This is a genomic window from Streptomyces sp. SudanB182_2057, from assembly GCF_964272715.1.
In the GTDB taxonomy this organism is placed as follows: Bacteria; Actinomycetota; Actinomycetes; order Streptomycetales; family Streptomycetaceae; genus Streptomyces; species Streptomyces rubradiris.
Genome location: NZ_OZ186798.1, coordinates 7,983,479 through 8,004,307 on the forward strand (window position 1 = coordinate 7,983,479; position 20,829 = coordinate 8,004,307).

Annotated in this window: 18 protein-coding genes; 6 read left to right on the forward strand and 12 right to left on the reverse strand. The window is 73.8% G+C overall.

What is annotated here, in order from left to right; genetic code table 11:
• Window positions 1–53 precede the first annotated feature (53 nt).
• Window positions 54–1,253, forward strand: coding sequence for an acyl-CoA dehydrogenase family protein (locus tag ACSURM_RS35500; protein WP_436960065.1), 1,200 nt, complete (start codon window positions 54–56; stop codon window positions 1,251–1,253).
• A gap of 282 nt (window positions 1,254–1,535) precedes the next feature.
• On the forward strand, window positions 1,536–2,741 hold the full coding sequence (locus tag ACSURM_RS35505) for a CaiB/BaiF CoA transferase family protein (RefSeq protein WP_436960066.1): 1,206 nt from the start codon (window positions 1,536–1,538) through the stop codon (window positions 2,739–2,741).
• A gap of 49 nt (window positions 2,742–2,790) precedes the next feature.
• Here ACSURM_RS35505 and ACSURM_RS35510 read toward each other — a convergent pair whose 3' ends face one another.
• From ACSURM_RS35510 to ACSURM_RS35540, 7 genes are all read right to left on the reverse strand, one after another.
• On the reverse strand, window positions 2,791–3,822 hold the full coding sequence (locus ACSURM_RS35510) for a LysR family transcriptional regulator (RefSeq protein WP_436960067.1): 1,032 nt from the start codon (window positions 3,820–3,822) through the stop codon (window positions 2,791–2,793).
• Window positions 3,812–4,720, reverse strand: a complete 909-nt coding sequence (locus ACSURM_RS35515) for a LysR family transcriptional regulator (RefSeq protein ID WP_436960068.1) — start codon at window positions 4,718–4,720, stop codon at window positions 3,812–3,814. The genes ACSURM_RS35510 and ACSURM_RS35515 overlap by 11 nt, the downstream gene beginning before the upstream one ends.
• A 54-nt stretch (window positions 4,721–4,774) precedes the next feature.
• The gene (locus tag ACSURM_RS35520; protein ID WP_436960069.1) at window positions 4,775–5,731 is read right to left on the reverse strand and encodes a GlxA family transcriptional regulator; all 957 of its coding nucleotides are present in this window, start codon (window positions 5,729–5,731) and stop codon (window positions 4,775–4,777) included.
• Between the two features lie 24 nt (window positions 5,732–5,755).
• Window positions 5,756–6,718, reverse strand: coding sequence for a CPBP family intramembrane glutamic endopeptidase (locus tag ACSURM_RS35525; protein ID WP_436960070.1), 963 nt, complete (start codon window positions 6,716–6,718; stop codon window positions 5,756–5,758).
• Between the two features lie 143 nt (window positions 6,719–6,861).
• Window positions 6,862–7,950 (reverse strand): 4Fe-4S binding protein, encoded by a 1,089-nt coding sequence (locus ACSURM_RS35530; protein ID WP_436960071.1) that lies wholly within the window; start codon window positions 7,948–7,950, stop codon window positions 6,862–6,864.
• Between the two features lie 93 nt (window positions 7,951–8,043).
• Entirely contained in the window at window positions 8,044–9,420 is a 1,377-nt protein-coding gene (locus ACSURM_RS35535; RefSeq protein ID WP_436960072.1) for a hypothetical protein, read from the reverse strand.
• A gap of 78 nt (window positions 9,421–9,498) precedes the next feature.
• On the reverse strand, window positions 9,499–11,091 hold the full coding sequence (locus tag ACSURM_RS35540; protein ID WP_436960073.1) for an MFS transporter: 1,593 nt from the start codon (window positions 11,089–11,091) through the stop codon (window positions 9,499–9,501).
• A 713-nt stretch (window positions 11,092–11,804) separates the two neighbouring features.
• Between ACSURM_RS35540 and ACSURM_RS35545 the strand changes: the two genes are divergently transcribed.
• Window positions 11,805–12,359 (forward strand): DoxX family protein, encoded by a 555-nt coding sequence (locus tag ACSURM_RS35545; RefSeq protein ID WP_436960074.1) that lies wholly within the window; start codon window positions 11,805–11,807, stop codon window positions 12,357–12,359.
• A 114-nt stretch (window positions 12,360–12,473) separates the two neighbouring features.
• On the opposite strand, the gene ACSURM_RS35550 is transcribed toward ACSURM_RS35545, so the two are convergent.
• Together ACSURM_RS35550 and ACSURM_RS35555 are read right to left on the reverse strand one after the other, a co-directional pair.
• Window positions 12,474–12,899, reverse strand: coding sequence for a glutaredoxin domain-containing protein (locus ACSURM_RS35550; protein WP_436960075.1), 426 nt, complete (start codon window positions 12,897–12,899; stop codon window positions 12,474–12,476).
• A 173-nt stretch (window positions 12,900–13,072) separates the two neighbouring features.
• The gene (locus tag ACSURM_RS35555) at window positions 13,073–14,578 is read right to left on the reverse strand and encodes an MFS transporter (RefSeq protein WP_436960076.1); all 1,506 of its coding nucleotides are present in this window, start codon (window positions 14,576–14,578) and stop codon (window positions 13,073–13,075) included.
• Window positions 14,579–14,697: 119 nt separating this feature from the next.
• Here ACSURM_RS35555 and ACSURM_RS35560 point away from each other — a divergent pair, with 119 nt between their 5' ends.
• Window positions 14,698–15,318, forward strand: a complete 621-nt coding sequence (locus tag ACSURM_RS35560) for a TetR/AcrR family transcriptional regulator (RefSeq protein WP_436960077.1) — start codon at window positions 14,698–14,700, stop codon at window positions 15,316–15,318.
• A 150-nt stretch (window positions 15,319–15,468) separates the two neighbouring features.
• Here the strand turns inward: ACSURM_RS35560 and ACSURM_RS35565 are convergent, their stop codons facing one another.
• On the reverse strand, window positions 15,469–16,056 hold the full coding sequence (locus ACSURM_RS35565; protein WP_436960078.1) for an antibiotic biosynthesis monooxygenase: 588 nt from the start codon (window positions 16,054–16,056) through the stop codon (window positions 15,469–15,471).
• Between the two features lie 60 nt (window positions 16,057–16,116).
• On the reverse strand, window positions 16,117–16,485 hold the full coding sequence (locus tag ACSURM_RS35570) for a thioesterase family protein (protein WP_436960079.1): 369 nt from the start codon (window positions 16,483–16,485) through the stop codon (window positions 16,117–16,119).
• Window positions 16,486–16,789: 304 nt separating this feature from the next.
• On the opposite strand from ACSURM_RS35570, the gene ACSURM_RS35575 reads away from it, so the two are divergent.
• Window positions 16,790–18,115: a phosphatase PAP2 family protein gene (locus tag ACSURM_RS35575; RefSeq protein ID WP_436961252.1), complete on the forward strand. Its 1,326-nt coding sequence runs from the start codon at window positions 16,790–16,792 to the stop codon at window positions 18,113–18,115.
• A gap of 235 nt (window positions 18,116–18,350) precedes the next feature.
• Here ACSURM_RS35575 and ACSURM_RS35580 read toward each other — a convergent pair whose 3' ends face one another.
• Window positions 18,351–19,835, reverse strand: coding sequence for an alpha/beta hydrolase (locus tag ACSURM_RS35580; RefSeq protein ID WP_436960080.1), 1,485 nt, complete (start codon window positions 19,833–19,835; stop codon window positions 18,351–18,353).
• 66 nt (window positions 19,836–19,901) lie between these two features.
• Here ACSURM_RS35580 and ACSURM_RS35585 point away from each other — a divergent pair, with 66 nt between their 5' ends.
• Window positions 19,902–20,819 carry a MerR family transcriptional regulator gene (locus ACSURM_RS35585; RefSeq protein ID WP_436960081.1) on the forward strand — a complete coding sequence of 306 codons (918 nt, stop codon included), beginning with the start codon at window positions 19,902–19,904 and terminating at the stop codon, window positions 20,817–20,819.
• The last annotated feature ends 10 nt before the right edge of the window (window positions 20,820–20,829 follow it).

Sequence of the window (20,829 nt, forward strand, 5' to 3'; positions counted from 1 at the left end):
CGGGGAACCCGGGACCGGTGCCCCGCATGTTTCTCCGACACGGAAGGGCGATCATGGCCACGCAGCACAAGAAGATGGATCCGTTCGCCGTCGAAGGCGACTTCTTCCGGATCAAGGACCTGCTCGAACCCGAGGAGCGGCAGACGCTGGAGCGCATCCGCTCCTTCCTCGCCGACAAGGTGGAACCGACCGCCGGTGAGCTGTGGGCCCGTTCCGAGTCCCCCCTGCACCTGGTGGACGCGGTCCGCGACCTGGGCATCACCGGCATCCCCGGCGACGCCCCCGGGATCACCGCGCGCAGCCCGCTGCTGAGCGGACTCATCAGCATGGAGATGGCCCGCGTCGACCCTTCGTTCGCCACCTTCTACGGCGTGCACAGCGGGCTGGGCATGGGCTCCATCCGGGAGTGCGGCTCCGAGGAGCAGCGGCAGCGCTGGCTGCCGCAGATGGTCGAGTGGCGCAAGATCGGCGCGTTCGGTCTGACCGAGCCGCTGGTGGGTTCGGGCACGGCCCGCGGACTGCTGACCACGGCCCGCCGCGACGGCGACGAGTGGGTGCTCAACGGCGAGAAGCGCTGGATCGGCAACGGCACGTTCGCCGACCTGGTGGTGATCTGGGCCCGCGACGAGGCGGACGGGCAGGTCAAGGGCTTCGTGGTGGAGAAGGGAACCCCCGGCTTCGCCGCCCGCAAGCTGGAGGGCAAGATCGCCCTGCGCGGTGTGCAGAACGCCCACATCGTCCTGGACGACGTCCGGGTCCCGGAGGAGAACCGCCTCCAGCGGGCCGACTCCTTCCGCGACACCGCGCGCGTCCTCAAGGTCACCCGCGGCGGTGTCGCCTGGCAGGCCATCGGCTGCTCGATCGGCGCCTACGAGGCGGCCCGCGCCTACGCGGTGGAGCGCGAGCAGTTCGGCAAGCCGATCGGGAGCTTCCAGCTCGTCCAGGACCTGCTGTCCCGCATGCTCGGCAACATCACCGCCTCCCAGGCGATGGCGGTGCGGATGGCCCAGCTGCACGCCGAGGGCGCGCTGAGCGAGGCCCAGGCGGCCATGGCCAAGATGTTCTGCACCACCCGGATGCGCGAGACCGTCGCCTGGGCCCGCGAGGTGTTCGGCGGCAACGGCATCCTGCTGGAGTACAAGGCGGCCCGCTTCTTCGCCGACGCCGAGGCGCTCTACTCGTACGAGGGCACCCGCGACATGAACTCCCTCATCGTCGGCCGGGCGGCCACCGGCATCAGCGCCTTCGTCTGAGCCCTGAGCCCTGAGCCCTGAGCCCGAGCCCCGAGCACTGGGCCCCGGCCCCGAGCCGCGAACCCGGCCCCCAGCCACGAGCCCTGGCATCGAACCACGAGCCTCGCGTCCCAGAGCGCGGAGCCCGTGGCTCCGTGCCCCGAACTGCCCCAACCCCCGAACCCACGCGCGCGCCGCCGGCCGGCCGCGCGCCGCCGGTCCTCCCTCACCGCAGCCCTCCCGCTCCGCACACCTCCCCGTCCCGCACCGGGACGGGTCACTCCACAAGGGGATGAGACGTTCATGGACCACTCCACCCCGGCATCCGGCACCCGCCCCCTCGACGGCCTGCGCGTCATCGACCTGGCCAGCGTCATCATGGGGCCCTACGCCTGCCAGATCCTCGGCGACCTCGGCGCCGACGTCATCAAGATCGAGTCGCCCACCGGTGACGTGATGCGCCATGTGCACCGGCGGGACGCCGACACCATCGGGGCGCTGGCGCTCAACATCAACCGCAACAAGCGCAGCGTCCGACTGGACCTGAAGACGCCCGAGGGCAAGCAGGCCGCGCTCGCGCTCATCGGCACGGCCGACGCGCTGATCACCAACATGCGCCCAAGGGCCCTGCGCAAGCTGGGCCTCACCTACGAGGACCTGGCCGAGAGCAACCCGCGCCTGGTCTACTGCAACGCCCAGGGCTTCCGCTCCGACTCGCCGGCCGCCGACTACGCCGCCTACGACGAGGTCATCCAGGCCGCCTCCGGCATGGTCGACCTGATGCGGCGGGTCACCGGCCAGCCCTACTACGTACCCACGGCCATGGCCGACAAGGTCTGCGGCATGACCATCGCCTACTCCGTCCTCGCCGCCCTGCTGGGCCGGGAACGCACCGGCAAGGGCCAGCACGTCGAGGTGCCGATGGCGGACACGATGTTCGCCTTCACCCTGGTCGAGCACATCGGCGGCCAGGCGTACGAGCCCCCGGCCGGACCCGTGGGCTTCCCGCGCTCCCTGGAGCCGGGGCACGCGGCGTTCCCCACCAAGGACGGATACGCGTGCGTCCTGCCGTACAACTACCGTGACGCCGAGGCATTCTTCACGTTCGTCGGGCACCCCGAGGCGCTGGAGGGCTTCACCCCCGAGAACTTCCAGTCGAAGATCGGCCAGCTGTACGAGCTGCTCGCCCGGTACACCGACGGGCACACCACCGCGGAGTGGGACGCGTTCTGCTCCCGGCACTCCATCCCGTTCGCCCCGGTCATGAACCTCGACCACGCCGGCGAGCACCCCTACTGGGTCGACGGGCACATGCTCGAGGTGCAGCAGCACCCGCACGTCGGTGCCTACCGGGTGATCGGCGATCCCGTCCGCTACTCCGGCTCGCCCTCCGGGGTACGGCGGCCCTGCCCGGAACTCGGCGAGGACACGGCGTCCGTCCTGGCCGAGATCGGCTACACCCCCGAGCAGGTGGCCGCGGTGACCGGCGAGGCCGACGCGGGGCGGTGACGGGGAAGCACACCGGAGCCGCACACCGGAGGCGCACTGGGAGGCGTATTCACGCTCCCGGCCCCGGCCCCGGCCCCGGACCCGGACCGCCGGGGGAGCGTGCCGCGCATGTCTCCCGGAGAATGTCCAGGAACACCCGGCAGGCCGGGGACAGGGGCTCCCTGCGGCGCGCCACCCCGAACGGGGCACGCACGGGCGGGGCGAGGGGCCGTACGACCCCGCCCTGTTCCGCGATGCGCTCGGCGTACCAGCGGTCCACCAGAGCCGCGCCCGCGCCGGTCAGCACCAGCGGGATGACGGAACCCAGACGCGGAGTGACGACACCGGCCCAGGAGCGCACCTCCTGAGCCGACTCCAGGCCACCTTGCCCGCGTCCCGCGCCGTGCTCGCCCCCCGCGTCCTCCTCGTGCCCGGTACCGGCGAGGGCCCGGCGGATCGCGTGCCGGGCGGAGCCGCCGTGCAGGACCGCCACCAGCGGCATGGCGCTCACCTCGGCCGGCGACACCGGTCCCGGTGCGACGGCGGTGCCCGGCGCCATGGCCAGCCAGATGTCGTGGTGCCCCAGCTCCTCCGTCACCAGGTCCGGGGACGGCGGCAACGGCAGTGAGACCACGGCCAGTTCATGGCGCCCGTCGGCGAGCGCGTACACCAGCTCGTCGTCGTCGGGCGCGTCCTCCACCAGTACGCCGACCCCCGGGTGGGCGCGGCGGAACCGGCCCACCGCCGGCGCCAGCGGGTCGGCCGTCACCGAGGCGTGCGCCACCAGCTCCAGCCGGCCGGCGCGCAGCGACGCCACGTCCGAGACCGCGCGGCCCGCCGCCCGGCGCGCCGCCAGCAGCCGCCGGGCCGGTTCCACCAGGGCCCGGCCCGCCGGGGTGGGGACGACTCCGCGCGGCGTCCGCTCGAACAGCTCGGCGCCCGCCTGCCGTTCGATCGCCCGTACGGTCTGCGACAGGGACGGCTGCGCCACGTGCAGCCGCCGCGCCGCCGCGGTGATACCGCCGCTGTCGACCACGGCCAGGAAGTACTCGGCCTGGCGCAGACCGGTGAACGGCGCGCCCCGGCCCGGTTCACCCGGCACAGGACCCACCACCCACGCGCCCTCCGTCGTCCGGTGCCACCGCCAGGCCGGCCAGCGCCCGGGCGGCCGGGGACAGCCGGCCGGGCACATACGCCAGCCCGTACCGCTGGCGCAGCGGCGGATCGAGCCGGCGGACCCGCGCGCCCTGCCCGGCGGCCCACCGTGCCGCCTTCCCGGCGAGGAAGGACATGCCCGCCCCGGCCAGCACCAGGGGGACCACCATCTCCCGGTGCGCCACCTCGACCGTGACCCGCAGCCGCACCCCGTGGGCCGCCAGATGGTCACCGACCAGCGCGCGCTGGCGGCTGTGCCCGGTGACCCCCACCGTCTCCCGGCCGGCCAGCCACCGGACCGGCAACGGGTCGGGCGGGGGCGGTTCGTCGGGCGGGAAGACGGCCATGATCTCGTGCTCGGCCAGCGGGCGCACCACGATGCCGTCCGTGTCGAGGGGCAGATAGGCCAGGCCCACCTCGGCCCGGCCGTCCGCCAGCATCCCGGGCACCTCCGCGTCGCGGTCGGTGACCTGGACGCGCACGCGCACCTCGGGGTGCAGCCCGCGGAACCGCCCGAGGAGCGGGGCGCAGGGATCGACGGCCAGCACCGGCGTGGTGACCAGGTCCAGCTCCCCGGCCGGTCCGCCGTCCAGACCGCCGATCACCTCACCCGTCCGGCGCAGCTCACGCAGCAGCAGCCGCGCGTGGGGCACGAACGCGTGTCCCGCCGGCGTGAGGACGGCCCCCCGCCGCACCCGGCGCACCAGCGCCGCGCCCATCTCCTTCTCCAGGGTGCCCAGGGCCTGGGACAGCGACGGCTGGCTCACCCCGGCGGCCGCCGCCGCGTGACCGAGGCTGCCGTGCTCGGCGACCGCGAGGAAGTACTCCAGCTGCTGACTGTTCACGCTCCGCACCGTACCCGGACCGGCCCGCGATCCCCCCGCCGACGGCGGCGGATCCTAGTCCCGCCGGACGAAGGTGCGCCGGTACTCGGTCGGGGTGGTGCCGAGGATGCGCTGGAAGTGGGTGCGCAGGTTCGTGCCGGTGCCGAGGCCGACATCGGCGGCGATCTGCTCGACGCCGCGTTCCGTACGCTCCAGCAGTTCGCGGGCCAGGTCCACGCGGGCCCGCATGACCCACTGCATCGGTGTGTACCCCGTGTCCTCGACGAAGCGCCGGGAGAGGGTGCGCGGCGAGACCGCCGCGTGCCGGGCGAGCGCCTTGAGGGTGAGGGGTTCGCCGAGCCGGTGCAGCGCCCACTCCCGGGTGGCGGCGAACCGCTCGCCGAGCGGCTCGGGCAGGCTGCGCGGCACGTACTGCGCCTGACCGCCGCTGCGGTAGGGGGCCGCGACCAGGCGCCGGGCCGCGTGGTTCGACGCGGCCACCCCGAGGTCCCCCCGCAGGATGTGCAGGCACAGGTCGATGCCCGAGGCGGCGCCGGCCGACGTCAGTACGCTGCCCTCGTCGACGAAGAGGACGTTCTCGTCGACGCGTACCAGCGGATGCTTCGCCCTGAGCGCCCGGGTGTAGTGCCAGTGGGTCGTGGCACGCCTGCCGTCGAGCAGCCCCGTGGCGGCGAGCGCGAAGGCACCCGTCGAGATGGCGGCGAGCCGCGCGCCCCGGGCGTGGGCGGCGAGCAGCGCCTCGACCACGGCGGCCGGCGGGTCCTCGCGGTCCGGGAACCGGTAGCCGGGGATGAAGACGAGCTCGGCCCACTCCAGCGCGTCGAGGCCGTGGGCGACGTGGTACGACAGGCCGTCACCGCCGGTGACCAGACCGGGCGCGGCGCCGCACACCCGCACCTCGTACGGCATGCTGGCCCGGGTCGTGAACACCTGGGCGGGAATGCCGACGTCGAGCGGCTTGGCACCCTCCAGCACCAGGACGGTGACACGACGCGTACGGGAGGACGACACGGGAACAGGGTACGAGCCGCGGCCTCAGCGGGAGCGGGCGGCCCGCTCGGGGCGGAGATCCACGTGGCCCGCGGGGAGTTCGCCGGTACGGGCGTGAGTGTGGGACGAGGGCCGGAGGCGGCCGGTCAGCGCCAGGAACGCGACGAACGCGCCGGTGACGACCCAGCCGGGCCAGCCGGTCATCCCCATGTGCAGCGGATCGAGGGCCGCCGTGGGACCGGCGAACTCCTTGACCATGCCGACACTCATCGAACTCACGAACGCGTGACCGATGACGGCGGGCACGACCGACCCCGACCGCAGCCTGAGCCAGGTGAACACCGGCAGGATGAGGACGCAGCTCACCAGCATCGCGGGTACCGACACATACCAGGGCCGGCCCGGGTACTGGCCGCCCATCAGCAGCGTGGGCAGATGCCACAGGGCGAAGGCCGCGCCGGTGACCGCGTACGCCCGGACCAGGCTCCGGCCGCCGCCGTCCCCCGCGAGACGCGGGAACAGGTATCCCTGCCAGCCCAACTCCTCGCCGAAGAACAGCGGGAGCGACACCAGCATGCCCAGTACGGCCCCGGCCGCCCAGCCGCCGAGGCCGCTCCAGTGCACGCCGCCGAACGGGTAGCGGCCGGCCAGGGTGCCGAGGGCGAGGGCGGCCGCCGTGAGTCCGCAGGGCACGGCGAAGGCCGTCAGGCACGCCCGCGCGGTACGTCCCCACGGCCTCGGCCACCGCAGGGCGAGCGTGTCCCGGACCCGGCCGCCGCGCTCGACCCGGCGGACGACGAGGATCGCGGCGAGGGCGGGTGCGAGCATCGCGGCCGCGATGCACACCTCTTGCAGCGCACCGGTCTCCTCGCGTGCGTCGCCGCGGTGGTAACCGCCGAGCAGCAGCGGTGACATGGCCGCCCACATGCCGAGGTAGGCGACCCCGAGGTACACCAGGAGGCCGCGCCGCCCCTTCACGAGGGGCAGGGATCTTGTGGAGAGCGTCATGCCGGGGACGCTACGAGGCCGCGCGGCGGCACGGAATGCGGCTGGGTCGCCTGTCGGGGGTGGCTCTGACACCACCCCGGCCGGGGGTCTTCCCACCCCGGGAATGCCGTCCCCGGCGCCGGCCCGGACCCTTCGTCGCGCTTTCAGGACTCCCGCTGCCGGGGCCGCCAGCCGCCGGTGACCTCCTTGACGGGCTTGTGCGGGAAGCGGCGCTCCGCGTACCGCCGGGCGTCGGAGTCCGGCAGGACGTACAGGGTCTCGGTCTTGTCCTGGAGCGGGCGCAGCACCGTGTCCATGAACCCCTTGCGGTCGTCGAGGTAGGGGCCGAGGACGTCCTCCCCGGCGGGGCAGACGGCCACGCAGTAACCGGACTTGTAGCTGGGCTTGAACGCCAGGCTCTGCCACATCGACGCGTTCTCGGGATCGGTGACGCGGGAGCGGAAGTCGGCGGCGTCCGCGCTGTCCGCCACCGTCTGCGCCCAGTCGGTGAACCCGCTCATGAACTCCCGGTAGTTGTGCGTGACGCAGGCCATGAAGTCGAAGTCGCCGTCCTTCGTGAGGGCGCCGACGGGGCAGGCGGCGACGCACAACTTGCAGTCGATGCACGGGTTGTGGTCCAGCGGCTGCCCGTAGGCGCTCACCTCCGCGTCCACCAGCACGGTGGCCAGCAGGACGAAGGTGCCGAACTTCGGGTGGATGACGTTGCGGTGCAGCCCCATCACACCGAGGCCCGCCGCCACGGCGACCGTCTTGTGCGCCACCACCCAGATACGGCCCGGGAACCGCTCCATCTCCTGCGGGAAGCCGGCCGACGGGTTCAGCGCGCGGTGGCCGGCGTCCTGCAGGGCCCGGGTGACCGCCCGGGCGGCGTGGTTGATCTGTTCGTCGGCCTGGTGGAACTCCTGGTTCGCCACGCTGCGGGCGGGCGAGCGGTAGTTGTCGCGGTTCATCCGCACCACGAGCGAGACGAGGGTGCGGGTGCCCGGCAGGGCGGCCAGCGCGTGCTCGCGTTCCCCGGCGAGGTCCGGGTGGCCGAGGCTCACCGCCGCGGCGTCGTCGGCACCGGCGGCCAGACACAGCTCCCGCAGCCACTCCGCGTCGATCACCGGCGGGGGACCGTCCGCGGCCCCGGAGTCCCGGCGCGCGAGGACGGCCCGTACGGACGGATGGCCGGCGAGCTTCGCGGGCAGCTTCGGCCGCCCGGCTCCCTCCGTGGCATGTGACTCGCGCATCCCGGCACCCTCCCAGTGAGTTGGAATTTCAAACTCACTATGCCCGGCGAGGGGACCGGTCGGCAAGATCCCCCTCGCCGGGAGACCGCCTCGTCACGGGTTCGGGAGCAGCAGCACCGTGTTGGAGACGGCCCCCGCCGCGGTGTTCACCGGCGCACCGGGGGCCGTCCCGGGGCTCCCGTGACGGACGTAGGCGCCCGCCGTGCGGCCGTTCACCAGGAACGGGGAGACGACGAACGGCACCCGGGCCGTCTCCCGCGCGCCGTCGGCACTCCGGAAGCGCATCCACGTGGTGTCTGGCACGATCCGGCGCTGGAGGACCAGCGTCTCCTCGCGGGACCGCCGTGCGAGCAGGTCGGCCCAGTCACCGGCGGCGACCTCGAGGCCGGCGACGAAACCCGTACCGCCGTGGCCGCGCGACGGTTTGACGACGAGACCGGCCCGCTCCCGTTCGGCGCGCGCCAGGACGTGCCGGCGCCGTTCGGCGGACTGCCCGGGGCCCAGCCACGCCGTCCACGGCACATGCCCCAGGACCAGCGCCCGGTCCTCGGGCGCGTACAGGTCCAGATCCTCGTGCATCCAGGCCAGCACCTGCTTGTCGCTGAGCAGGCACGCCGCTTCCGGCACGAACAACCGCACGCTCCGGGCCCGTACCGCCTCGCGCAGCACGCCGAGGGCCGCCGTGTCCGCCACCACGGAACCGACGAACTGATTGAAGACCACGTCGACGCGGTCCCCGCCCACCCACAGCCCGGCGGCGCCACCGCGGACCTCGGACAGATCCGCGACCGTCACCTCCAGCCCTACCGCCTCCGCGGCCGCCGCGGCCGGCCGCAGATAGCGGCGCAGCGCGCCGGGGCCGTCCAGCTTCGCCGCGATGCCCGAGGCCGCCCGCCAGGTCGGCACCAGCACCCGGCGGCGCCCGCCGTCCGGCATCGGCTCCGGCACCGCTCCGGCGAGGGCCAGCGCCCTGGCGCGCAGGGTCGACGGCGGCTCGGCCCATACGCCGTCCGGCCGGCCACGGGCGAACGCCGCACCGCGCCGCTCCAGGCCCGGGACGCCGTAGATGTTGGGACCCACGTTCAGCTCCACGAACCAGGGCCTGCCCCCGGCCACCAGCGCGTCGGGGCGGGCCATGCGCAGCAGCGCGGGGTCGGACAGCGGCTGCGCCGGGTCCAGGAGCCGCGGCACACGGTGGTCGTCCAGCGCCCGGCACAGCTCTCCGGCGGTCCCGGCCCGGCGCCGGCAGGCGAGGAGCGCGCACCGCAGCACGCCCGCCGCCAGCTCGCCGAACCGCCGGTAGTCCGCCGCGGCGAAGACCAGCGGGCGCAGCGCCTCCCAGTGGCTCGGCAGCGCGTCGAGCACCCACCAGTCAGCTTCGGCGGCGGCGCGCCGCATCAGCTCCGAGCGGGCCTCACCGGGCAGCCGGGGCCACAGGTCGCACAAGGTCACATCCGGGCCGCGCTCCACGTCCGCCTCCTCCCGCTTCCCATCCTGCGGGAGCGTTCGGCGCCGTGCCCGCGCGGGCTGGGCCGTCGGCCGCGTGGGCTACGCCGTCGGTCGTACCAGCCCGCCCGGCTCGTCCGCCGGCGCCGGCGCCGGCGTGCGGACCATCAGGTAGACGCACACCGCCACCACGGCCGTGCCCACGGCCCCCGTGTACAGCGCCGCGTGCAGACCGTCCAGGAACGCGGCGTGGAACCAGCGGCGCACCGCACCGGCGCCCGGGCCGGCGAGCGCCGCCGCCGGCCCGTGGGCCAGCGCACGGTCGGCCAGCGCGGTCGCCTGGTCCGCCGGGAGGACGGCCTCCGCCTGGCGCAGGAACGAGTCCCGCATCCGGGAGTTGAGCACCGCCCCGAGCGCCGCCACGCCGGTGACACCGCCGAGTTCGCGCAGCGTCTCGGCGATCGCGGTGGCCATGCCGGCCCGCGGGCCGCGTACCCGCTGCACGACGATGACGTTGACCGGTACGAACGTCAGGCTCACGCACACCCCGATGACCGGCAGGACCCAGCAGTACTCGGCGTAGCGCGCGTGCTCCCCGTACCCGGCGAGCCCCGCCAGCGCGAGCGGGCACAGCGTGACGCCGATCAGCAGCGGCCGCAAGGCGCTCCCGCGCGCGGACAGCCTGCCCGCGACGGGGCCCGTGACCACGATGAACGCGGACGCGAGCAGGAAGACGAGGCCGGCTCCGGCCGGCGACCAGCCGAGGATGTACTGGAGGTACAGCGACAGGAAGAAGATCGCTCCGAACAGGGCCAGGCTCGTGGAGAAACCGGCCAGTGCGGCCACCGCGCAGAGCCGGTCGCGGAAGAAGGACAGATCGATCATCGGCGCGGTGGCGCGCGCCTCCACGGCCAGCAGGGCGGGCAGCGCCAGCCCGGCCGCGGTGAACCCGGCCAGGACGGCCGGGTCGGTCCAGCCCTCCGACGGCCCCTGGATGAGCGCGAAGATCAGCCCGCCGACGCCCACGGCCGCCAGCGCCTGTCCGGGCAGGTCCCAGGGACGGCTGCGGCACGGCGCCGCGTACGGCAGGAAGAACGCGCCGAACAGCAGCAGGCACACGCCGATCGGCACGTTGATGAACAGCACGCTCTGCCAGCCGAACCGCTCCACGAGCGGACCGCCGATCACCGGACCCAGGGCGAGCCCCAGGCCGGACGCGGCGCCGCGCAGCCCCAGCGCCCTGGCCCGGGTGGCATCCTCGGGGAAGACCTGCCGCAGCAGGGCCGCGCTGGACGGCAGCAGGGCCGCGCCTCCCGCGCCCTGGACGATCCGGCCGGTGACGAGCGTCGCCCAACTGTCCGCGGTCGCCCCGAGCGCCGACCCCAGGGTGAACGCGGCCAGTCCGGCGAGGAACAGCCGGCGCCGCCCCAGCCGTTCTCCGACGATGCTGCCCGGCAGCAGGAAGGCCGCCAGGACCAGCGTGTACGAGGCCACGACCCACTCCAGGCCGCCGACACCCACGGCCAGGTCCCGGCCGATGTCCGGCAGCGCGTTGTTCATCGCGAGGTTGTCGAGCATGACCATGAAGACGGCCACGGACTCGACGACGAGCACGGCACCGGGGCGGCGGCGCCGGGGTCGGGGCAGGGCGGGGGCGGCGGCGGGCGAGGGCGGGCCGGTACGCGGCAGGGACATGGCGTCGTCCAGACGGGGAGAGGGGCGGGATTCGGGTCTGCGGGGCGGGCCGAGCGGTTCCGGGCCGGTGGAGCGGGCCCGGCGGATGCGGGGTCGGCGTCTTCGGGCGGGGGTGGAGCGGGCCGGGCGGATTCGGGTGCGGTGGAGCGCCCTGGGCGGTTCGGGCCGACGGATCGGGCCGGGCGGATCCGGGCGGTGGGTCGGGTCAGGGGGATGCGGTCGGTGGACCGGGCCGGGCGGACCCGGTCAGCGGGCTCGCTCGGCGCGGAGCCGCGGTGCGCGGTCGAGAGCCCGGGCGGGATGGCGGTGGCAGCCGTGCCCTTCCCGCCGGGCGCGGTGGGCGGGCTCCGGACACTGTCCGGAGAATTCCGCGCCCGAACCGGACTGATGGGCGCCTCGCCCGGGGAAAAGGACTGCGATCACCTGGCAAAAGGTACGCGTTTTACGCCGGAACGCAGGCCGATGACGGCGAAGATCACTGACAGAGGTGAGGCGCGTACCCGGGCGGGCATCATGCGGATGATCGGACAACCTGCGGCAATGGCAGGTGTGTTGATCGAGAGGGATCGGACCAAGCTCTGTATGGGACAAACGCGATCACGATAATGACAATGGCCTGTTCCCCCGGGGCAATTCTGCCCAGGGTCGGTTCCCTCTTTCTCGCGTAGGGTTGGCAGCGACTCCTGTTCGTGCGTCCGTACCGGAGCACTCGGATGACCAAGCGCGACACGGGCCGGTCCTCGGCTGCCACACGACCGGCCGCACGGCGGACCCTCGCACCCGGTGTGACCGCCGGTGACTGGGGGCTTCTCCTCCTCAGACTGACCTTCGGGCTCATCATGGCGGGCCATGGCGCCCAGAAACTGTTCGGCCTGTTCGGCGGCCCGGGTCTGACGGCCACCGGCGAGGGATTCGCGGACCTCGGCTATCGCCCGGGGAAGCTGTTCGCGGTGATCGCCGGCCTCTCCGAGTTCCTCGGCGGCCTCGGCCTGGCGGTCGGACTGTTCACCCCGCTCGCGGCCGCCGCGCTGGTCGGAGTGATGATCAACGCGATGGCGACCGTGACCGGGGCGCACGGCCTGTGGGAGTCGGACGGCGGCGCCGAGTACAACGTGGCCATCGCCGTCGTCGCCCTGACCGTGGCCGCGACCGGCCCGGGCCGACTGGCCCTCGACCGCTTCTTCCCCTGGCGCGCCGGTGGCTGGCCCGCAGCGGGCGTCGCCCTGCTGCTGGGAGGCATCGGCGCCGCGATCACACTGAGCCTGTGAAGGCCGGTGACCCGAGCCTGTGAAACCGTCGACCGGAGCTTGTGAAGACCGGCGGCAGCACGCCGTACTCGCCGTACGCGCACCGCTGCCGGGCCGTCCGCCCGCGCGTGCCGATCAGAGCTGGGCGCGCACCCATCGCGGGTCGGGGTTGACGTACGGCCGGCCCGCCACCACCACCGTCGGCACGGTCTCGGCACCCCCGTTGACCGCCCGCACCGCCGCCGCGCCGGCCGGGTCGCGCCAGATGTCGACCCAGCGCAGCCGACGGGCGTCCCGGCCCAGCCGGAACCGCAGACGCAGGCAGTACTTGCACCCCGCACGCCAGTACACGACCGGCCGGCCGTCGACCGCGCCGAGCTCCCGCGCCTCCACCGCGCCGACCGGCCGGGGGAACACCAGCGGGGAGTGCACCACCGCGAGCAGCGCGAACACCGGCCACACCGCGACGGCCGGTGCGACGGACCCGTCCACGGCCCACACCGCCGCGACGAGCGAGCCGCAGCCGATGAACAGGAGGGGCAGCGCCCAGGCACGCATCATGATCAGGCAGCTTATCGGCAGGGTGAGTCGAGTGGGCCCAGGCTGACAGCGCATATGGCCACCAGCGCGCACCCGCGCCGATTCCCCCGGGCATGACGCGGAGCGGCCCGCACCGGGCCGATGGGTCTCGGGCCGGTGCGGGCCGCTCTCGGTGACTTCTCTCCGGGGGCTGGTCAGACCGCCTTCGTAGGCTGTCGGGCGGGCTCGGGGGTGAGGGGTGCCGCGGTGGTGGTCCGGCGTGGTGGGGCCAGGGCGGCGAAGATGGCCACCGCGCCGATCGCGGACACCGCGGCCGTTCCGTACAGGGCGAGGTGGAGGGCGTGGGTGAAGGCGTCGGCCCGCACGGCCGAGCCGCCGCCGGACAGGTCGCCCGCGGCCACCTTCGCGGCCAGTTCCCGTGATCCGACACGGGTCTCGACGAGACTGACCAGGACCGCGCCGTACACGGCGATGACGATGGCCTCGCTGCCGATGCGCATGGTGTTGAGGAACCCGGCGGCCATACCGGCCTGTTCGGGCTCGACGAGGCTCATCGCCGTACCGTCGCCCACGCCGAACGACATCCCGGCGCCCAGCCCGGTCATCAGCAGCGGACCGGCGATCACGGCGACGGAACCGCCGGGGCCGATCACGGTGAGCCACGCGTTTCCGCCGGCGAACATCAGCAAGGACAGCGTGATCAGCGTACGGGGGGACACACCCCGGTTGACCAGGACCCCGGCCAAGGGCGGGGCCAGCAGCACCGGCGCGGTCAGCAACAGCAGGACCGTTCCCGCGCGTTGGGCGGAGAAGCCGCTCGCCCCCACGAGATAGGTGGGCAGGTAGGTCAGCAGCGTCACGAAGCCGAACGTCGTCACCACGGGCACCATGCACAACGCGAAGAACCGGCGGTTCCGCACCAGCGTCAGATCGAGGACGGGAGCCGCGGAACGCGACTGCAGCACGACGAACAGCACCAGCAGTCCCGCGCCGCCGGCGAGCAGCGCCGCCACGCCGGGGCTCGTCCAGCCCCATTGCGGGCCCTGGACCGCGCCCAGGACGAGCAGGCCCAGGCTTGCCACGAACACCAGCGCGCCGGTCGCGTCCAGCCGGGGACGCCGCGGGGCGCGGGACTCGGCGACGAACCCGACCCCGCTCAACGCCACGACGAGCGAGGCCGCGTGCAGCCCGAACGTGGCGCGCCAGCCGAGCGTGCCGACCAGCAACCCCGACAGGGTCGGCCCCACCGCCAGACCGACACCGGCGGCACTGCCGAGGGCCGCGAAGGCACGGGTGCGGGCGGCACCGTCGAAGGTCGTCGCCAGGATCGCGCCACCGCTGGCGAACACCCCCGCCGCGCCGATGCCCGACAGGGCGCGGGCGAGGTCCAGCATGACGACGCCGGGTGCGAGCGCCGCGGCCAGCGAACCGGCGGCGAAGACCGCCGATCCGGTCGCGAAGATCCGCCGGCGCCCGACCAGGTCGGCCGCGGACCCGGCGACCAGCATGAACGAGGCGAACGTCAGGTTGTAGGCGTTCATGACCCACTGCAGGGGCGCGCCCGCGGTGTGCAGGTCCTCGCCGATGCCGGGCAGTGCGACGGCCGCACCGGAGATGGACATCGGCACGGTGGCGAAGGCGAGCAGGACCACGGCCAGCGTGATCGCCGGACGTGGTCGGCCCGCGGAAACGGTAGTCACGACGGAGGACTCCTCCAGGAGACGGCAAGAAGTGGCGCCGAACAGCCACTTGGGCGACAGTGCCACTCAGTGGCATTAGCTGTCAAAGGGCAACCGCGTCCGGGTGGTAGGCTCATCGTGTGAGTGACGATCTGCGCGAACTGCCGCTACGGGAACGGAAGAAGCTGCGCACGCGCCGGGCCCTGGCCGAGACCGCGCTCCGTCTGTTCACCGAACGCGGCTATGACGCCACCACGCTCGACGACCTGTGCGACGCGGTGGAGGTGTCCAAGCGGACCTTCTTCCGGAACTACCGGTCCAAGGAGGACGTCGCGCTCGCCGCCGACAGCGACCTGTGGTCGGCGTATCTGGACCGCGTGGCCGCCGCGAAACTGGACGGCCCGCTCCTCGAAGCCCTCCGAGTGGCCCTGAACGCCACCCTGGAGGGCATGGACCCGGACTGGGAACGCCGGTTCCTGGCCACCCGTGAGCTGTCGGAGTCCGTTCCGGTGCTCCAGTCGCACAGCCTGGGGTACTGCCAGGACACCACCCTGGCCATGGTCGAGACACTGGCCGGCCGTTCCGGTGCCGACGTGGACGAGACATGCCTCCGGCTCACCGTGGAGATCTTCGTCGCCTCCTGGCGCACGGCCTGCCTGCGCTGGACGGCCGAGGGCGGCCAGGGGGGGCGCGACGGCCTGACGGACCTCATCGAGCGGACCTTCGCCCTGCTCCCCGACGCCCTCACCTGCGCCGCCTAGGCTCTGCGGGCCCCGCGACGGGCGCCTGACGGGCGACGGTGAAGGGGGCACTCCGCGCCCCCGGGCCCGGAGCGGAGTGGTGCGCCTCCGCCCCGCCCCGGCGGCACGCGCGGCACGCTCGCCTGGCCGCACGAGCGCTGACGTGGCGCGTCAGGTCCGGCGCCGGGCGTGATCGTCGACGAACGAGTGGGCGTGCGTGTAGCGCTTGACGCCCGGTTCACCTCCCGAGGCGGCTTCCTGGGCGGCGGCGTCGGTCCATTCCGTGACGACGATGGTTCGCTCGCCGTCGGACGTCACATGGAGGTGCGCCGCGAGCAGGCCCGGCGCGGGAGCGGTCGCGGTGTCCGCGTCGCCGGCCGCCACCGTGTGCACGGCGAAGAGGCCGGCCGGGCTCCGGCCGTCGTGAACGACGCTCCGGGTGAGGCGTGTCCGGGTGAGCCCGGGGCGCTCGATGCCGGGCACCAGCGCGTCGACGCGGCCGACGACCTCGGTGCGCCGGGCGCGGGCCCAGGCCAGGTGCTCCTCGTCGCTGGTCCACTGGGCGTAGAAGAAGAGGCCGGTGCCGTCCAGGGAGAGGAAGACGTGCTGCGCCAGCCGCCCGGCGGGCGCCTGTGCCGCCGCCCACTCGTGGCGCAGGGCGTCGGCAGCCGTGCGTGAGCGCTCGGCGGTTCCGGTGAGCCACTCGCTCATCAACGTCGTACCGGCGCGAGGGTGCTGGAGGTCCCGCAAACGTGTCATGAACGACGACTCTGGTACCTCAACCGCACTCGAGGTCAAGGTCGCGTTCCGCCCACCCCTTCAGTGATCCTCTTCCCGCGCGGACACCCCCGAGAGAAAACGCTCGCGGTCGACGACGGCCCGGTCGATCTCGCCGGTCGCGACGAGGTGGCCGGAGTCGTCGACGGCGCGGACCGGGAAGGTGAGGCGCCGGCCGTCCACCGACGGCGGCTCGGCGCTCACCCGCACCCGCGCACCCACGCGGGAGGCGCGCAGATGCTTGACGCGGATCTCGGTCCCCACGGTCGTCCGGCCGTCCCGGGTGAACGGCGCGGCGGCCCGCACGGTCGCCGCCTCCAGCCACGCGATCAGCCGCGGGGTGGACAGCACCGGCACGTCGCCGCTGCCCATCGCCACGGCGGTGTCGGTATCGGTCACCTCATGATGCATGGCACCACGCTATCGCCGTGCGGACGCGACCAGGCCGCCTCCCCCTTCGCCGCCCGGAGTCCCGGAGATCACCCTCGCGGGAAATGCGGGAGACGGCTCTGTAAGAGGCAAACCCCGGCCGCACCACTCGGCTAACATGATCGAACTCATGACGAGCGCACCCAACGCTCGTCATTCACCGGAAAACCGTGCTATCCGGCGCGAAAAGACACCTAAATAGACAACAACTAACAAATCGGCCAGAGAATTGATACCTATACCAACACGGGTAAATACCCGAACAAAGGGCGGAACCGAGGTCCCCCTGTGGCGCCGACCACGGGTGATCCTCTGGACCGCGGCGGCTGTGACGACTGTCGGTTTCCTGGTCGCACTGGAGATCACCGCACATCACTACGGTCTGCGGGGGCCGCTCACCACCGAGGCGCGAGAGCTGATATTTCCGCCCAAGTCGGGATTCCTGCTGTACGCCAGCATGGGCCTGATGATGGTGGTGCTCACCTGGCGGCAACGGCTCGTCGCCGCGGGCATCGCGGTCGGCATCGACGTCGTGTTCCTGCTGGTGCGCTGGGCGTCCGGTTTCCACTACGACTTCGACGAGGGCCACCCCTTCGGCAACGGCGCGCTGTGGGTGCTCCTGGGCTCCGCGGTCTTCGCCGTCGTACGCCGCACAGGACAGGAGCGCGCCCTCCTGCTGAAGGGCGTCGGACTGGGCCTGCTGCTCATGGCCGGCCGCAAGACCGGTGACACCTGGCTGCTCATCACGTCGAAGAGCCGGCCGATGGTGCTCGACCAGTACGTGGCGGTCGCCGACCACGCGCTGGGCAACCCGTCGTGGCTCGTCGGCCGCCTGGTGAACGCCAGCGGACCGGTCGGCACGCACCTGCTCGACTACGTCTACGCGCAGCTCGCGGTGGCCGCGGTCGTCGTCGCCCTGTACCAGCTGCGCAACGTGGCGACCGAGCGCCGCTTCCCCCGCCACCACCTGGTGCGCACCTTCCTGGTGATCGGCCTGCTCGGCCCGGGCATCTACATGATCTTCCCCGTGGTCGGCCCGATCTTCGCCTACGGCCCGGGCGCCTCCGGCACCGGCGGCCTGGAGTGGGCGGCGGCCAACCTCTGGCCGCACACACCGACGCCCGTCGCCACACCGCACCCGATGCTGTACGACGGGATCACCCCCCGCAACTGCATGCCCAGCCTGCACACGGCCTGGGCCACCGCCATTTTCATCCACTCCCGCAAGGGCCCGAGAATCCTGCGGTACGGAGGCGCGTTCTGGCTGGTCGCCACGCTCGCCGCGACCCTGGGATTCGGCTACCACTACGGCGCCGACATCGTGGCCGGCGTGGTGTTCACGCTCACGATCGAGGCCGCGCTGCGCTCGCAGGCACGGGGCTGGGACCGGACGGGGACGCGACTGGTCGCCCACGGCGCGACGGTCTTCGTGGCGCTCCTGGTGGCATACCGCTACCTGCCCATGGAGATGGCCCGGCTTCCCTGGCTGTTCGGGCCGCTCGTCATTCTGGCGATGCTCTCGGTGATCTACGGCTACCTGCGGACCACCTCGCGGTGGGAACCGAGGCCCGTGCCGGCGCCCCGACCGGAGCCGCAGCCCGAACCGGTGTGAGCCATGGCGCCGCACCGGACGCGCGAGCCCGGGGTCGGCACCGGGACCGCGGCGACGGCGACCGCCGTCGGCCGGATCACCGACCCCGGCGGTCGCCGCGATCAGCGCACGACCGCCGAACGCCCCCACGCCACGCCCACGCCGGCCGTCGCCCGACCCCCGCGACCGACAGCCCGAGCCCGCCGAGGACCGGCGGCAGCGGCGGCGCCCCGCACCGTGAGCAGGACGCTCGGCGTCAGATCCCCAGGTGTGAGAGCACCGTACCCATCGCGCGGGTGACCGCCTCCCGGGACTCGTCCGTCGGACCGTGCAGCTCGAAGCCGTGGGCGCCGTGCGGTACGTCGATGATCTCGACCGGGGTCCCGGACTCCTCCGCCGCGCCCAGGAACCGTTCGACCGTGGCGGCGATCTGCGGAGTCTCCAGGCCCGCCCGGGTCAGCAGGAGCGGCGGCGGCTCCGCCCCGCCGGTCCGGAGCGCCTCGGCCGGGCGGAAGCGCGGGGGGACGGCGCCCCAGCCGGGCAGCGGGGCGAGGACGGGGTAGGTCAGGGCGACGCAGCGCAGCCACTCCGGCGGGGCGGTGAGCCAGTCGGTGACGAGCAGCCCGGCGCCCGAGAAGAACCACAGGGCGATACGCTCCGGGTCCACGCGCGGGTCGGCCCGCAGCAGTTCGAGGGCCTCGGCCACGTCGTCCGCGGCCCGCGGGTAGGCGGTGAGGCCGTGCAGGCGGTGCTCCACGACGGCGCCCACCGCGCCCAGGCTCGCCGCGAGGCGGGCGTAGCCGAGGTAGAACGGCCAGTCGCGGGGCGCCGGGACGACGTCGGGCGTCAGCGGGCCGCCGTGCACGAACAGCACCGCCGGCCGGGGCGCACCGGTTTCCCCCGGTTCCGGCAGGTGCAGGTCCACGCGGCCGGTCCGCACCCGTGGCCGCTCCGGGAGGTCCAGCAGGAACGGGCGCAGGAAGGCGGGCTCGCCCTCGGGCGGGGACAGCCTGTGACCCTCGTCCGCGGCGGCACGGCACAGCACCTCGGCCAGCTCCCGCGGACTCGACAGCATCGGCCAGTGGCCGGTGGCCAGTTCGAAGAAGCCCACCCGCGGGTCGGCGAGCTTCCGCAGCTGCGGCGGGCCGACGCGCACCAGCTCCTGGATCCCCTCGATGGTCGTCCCCCCGGCCGTGCACAGCACCGCGCTGACCGGCACGCCCGCCGCCGCTCCGGTCAGCCGCAGCGGCTGGGTCAGCGTGCGCGGCGGCTGGGCGACGGCCAGAGCGCTCAGGAACTCCAGCCGGTCTGCCGTAAGACCCTCGGTGCTGCCCCAGCGCTGCCAGTCTTGCGGCCCGGGCGGCGGAACGGGCCGCGGGTCGCCGCCGGCCCCGAGCAGCTGATGCACGGCGGGGTCCGGTACGAGGGCCAGGGCCGGGTCGCCGGGCTGCGGCAGCCCGGCGTCCAGGTGGACGACGCGGGCCACCCGCTCCGGACGCAGGTCGGCCGCGCCCAGCACCGGGTGGATGGCGTAGTCGTGACCGACCAGCACCACCTGCGGCACGTCCAGGGAGTCGATCAGCCGGACCACGTCCCGGACATGCGTCTCCAGGTCCGCCTCCGGCCGCATGTCCAGCGTCACCGGGTACGCCCCGGCACCCTTCCGCCGCAGCCGGCCCACCACCGCGCTCCAGATCCGCCCGTCGGTGAACGGGCCGGAGACCAGCACAAACGCAGACATCAGCGCCTCCAGACAAGTAGATCGTCGCGGGTAACGTAGGAACTCCCCCTGAGGGAGGTTCAAGCTGTGTCACCGGACGGCACCCTGAGCATCGGCGACCTGGCCGCGCGGGCCCGCACCACGGTCAAGACCATCCGCTTCTACTCCGACCAGGGCCTGCTGCCCGAAACGGCCCGCAGCGGCGGCGGCCACCGGCGCTACGGGCCGGACGCCCTGGCCCGGCTGCGGACGATCCGGTCGCTGCGCGCCCTCGACGTCCCCGTGCCCGAGATCAAGCGGGTCCTGGAATCCGGTGACGGGCCCGGACTCGATGATGGCCTGGAAGCCGTGGTGGCACGGCGGTTGGACGACATCGGCGGACAACTCGCCGCCCTGCGCTGGCGGGAGGCCGCCCTGCGGGCTCTACAGGACGGTGAACCAGGGCAGTTGGCGGAGCGCCTGGAGCTGATCGGAGCGGTCAGCGTCCCGCCCGACACCTCCGCGATCGCCCACTACTGGCGCCGACTGCTGCCCACCCGGCTGTCCGCCCGGCTCCGCACCGCGATCACCGAGGCGGCCGTCCCCCAGCCGCCCGCCGACCCCACCCCGGACCAGGTCCTCGCCTTCGCCCGGGTGCACGCGCTGGCCACGGACGCCACCGACCACTGCCTCGCCGGCCACCGGCCCGTCACCGAGACACACCCGGACCTGCTCTACGACGGCCTGTACGAAGCCCACCGACTGGTGGAGGCCGCCGTACGGGACGGTCGCACCCCGGGCCCGGGCGAGGCCCTGGACTGCTATGCCGCCGCCTACGCACGGGCCGCCGCCACCCGGGACACCCCTGCCTTCCGCCAGGCACTGGCGGCCCGCCTCGCCGCGGCGGACCACCCGGTGATGCGCCGCTACTGGCACCTGGTGGGGGCGCTGCTCCCCGGCCTCACCCTCGGCGCGGCCGACGCCTGGCTCCGCGAGGCGCTGGCCGCGGACACGGCGACGGGCTGAGTCACCGAAC

Excerpts from the sequence above, each read along its gene's own strand:
- ACSURM_RS35545 (WP_436960074.1), top strand. The coding sequence starts at position 11,805 with ATGACCAAGCGCGACACGGGCCGGTCCTCGGCTGCCACACGACCGGCC.
- ACSURM_RS35530 (WP_436960071.1), bottom strand. The coding sequence starts at position 7,950 with ATGCGCGAGTCACATGCCACGGAGGGAGCCGGGCGGCCGAAGCTGCCC.
- ACSURM_RS35570 (WP_436960079.1), bottom strand. The coding sequence starts at position 16,485 with ATGCATCATGAGGTGACCGATACCGACACCGCCGTGGCGATGGGCAGC.
- ACSURM_RS35540 (WP_436960073.1), bottom strand. The coding sequence starts at position 11,091 with ATGTCCCTGCCGCGTACCGGCCCGCCCTCGCCCGCCGCCGCCCCCGCC.
- ACSURM_RS35580 (WP_436960080.1), bottom strand. The coding sequence starts at position 19,835 with ATGTCTGCGTTTGTGCTGGTCTCCGGCCCGTTCACCGACGGGCGGATC.
- ACSURM_RS35500 (WP_436960065.1), top strand. The coding sequence starts at position 54 with ATGGCCACGCAGCACAAGAAGATGGATCCGTTCGCCGTCGAAGGCGAC.
- ACSURM_RS35505 (WP_436960066.1), top strand. The coding sequence starts at position 1,536 with ATGGACCACTCCACCCCGGCATCCGGCACCCGCCCCCTCGACGGCCTG.
- ACSURM_RS35565 (WP_436960078.1), bottom strand. The coding sequence starts at position 16,056 with ATGACACGTTTGCGGGACCTCCAGCACCCTCGCGCCGGTACGACGTTG.
- ACSURM_RS35525 (WP_436960070.1), bottom strand. The coding sequence starts at position 6,718 with ATGACGCTCTCCACAAGATCCCTGCCCCTCGTGAAGGGGCGGCGCGGC.
- ACSURM_RS35550 (WP_436960075.1), bottom strand. The coding sequence starts at position 12,899 with ATGATGCGTGCCTGGGCGCTGCCCCTCCTGTTCATCGGCTGCGGCTCG.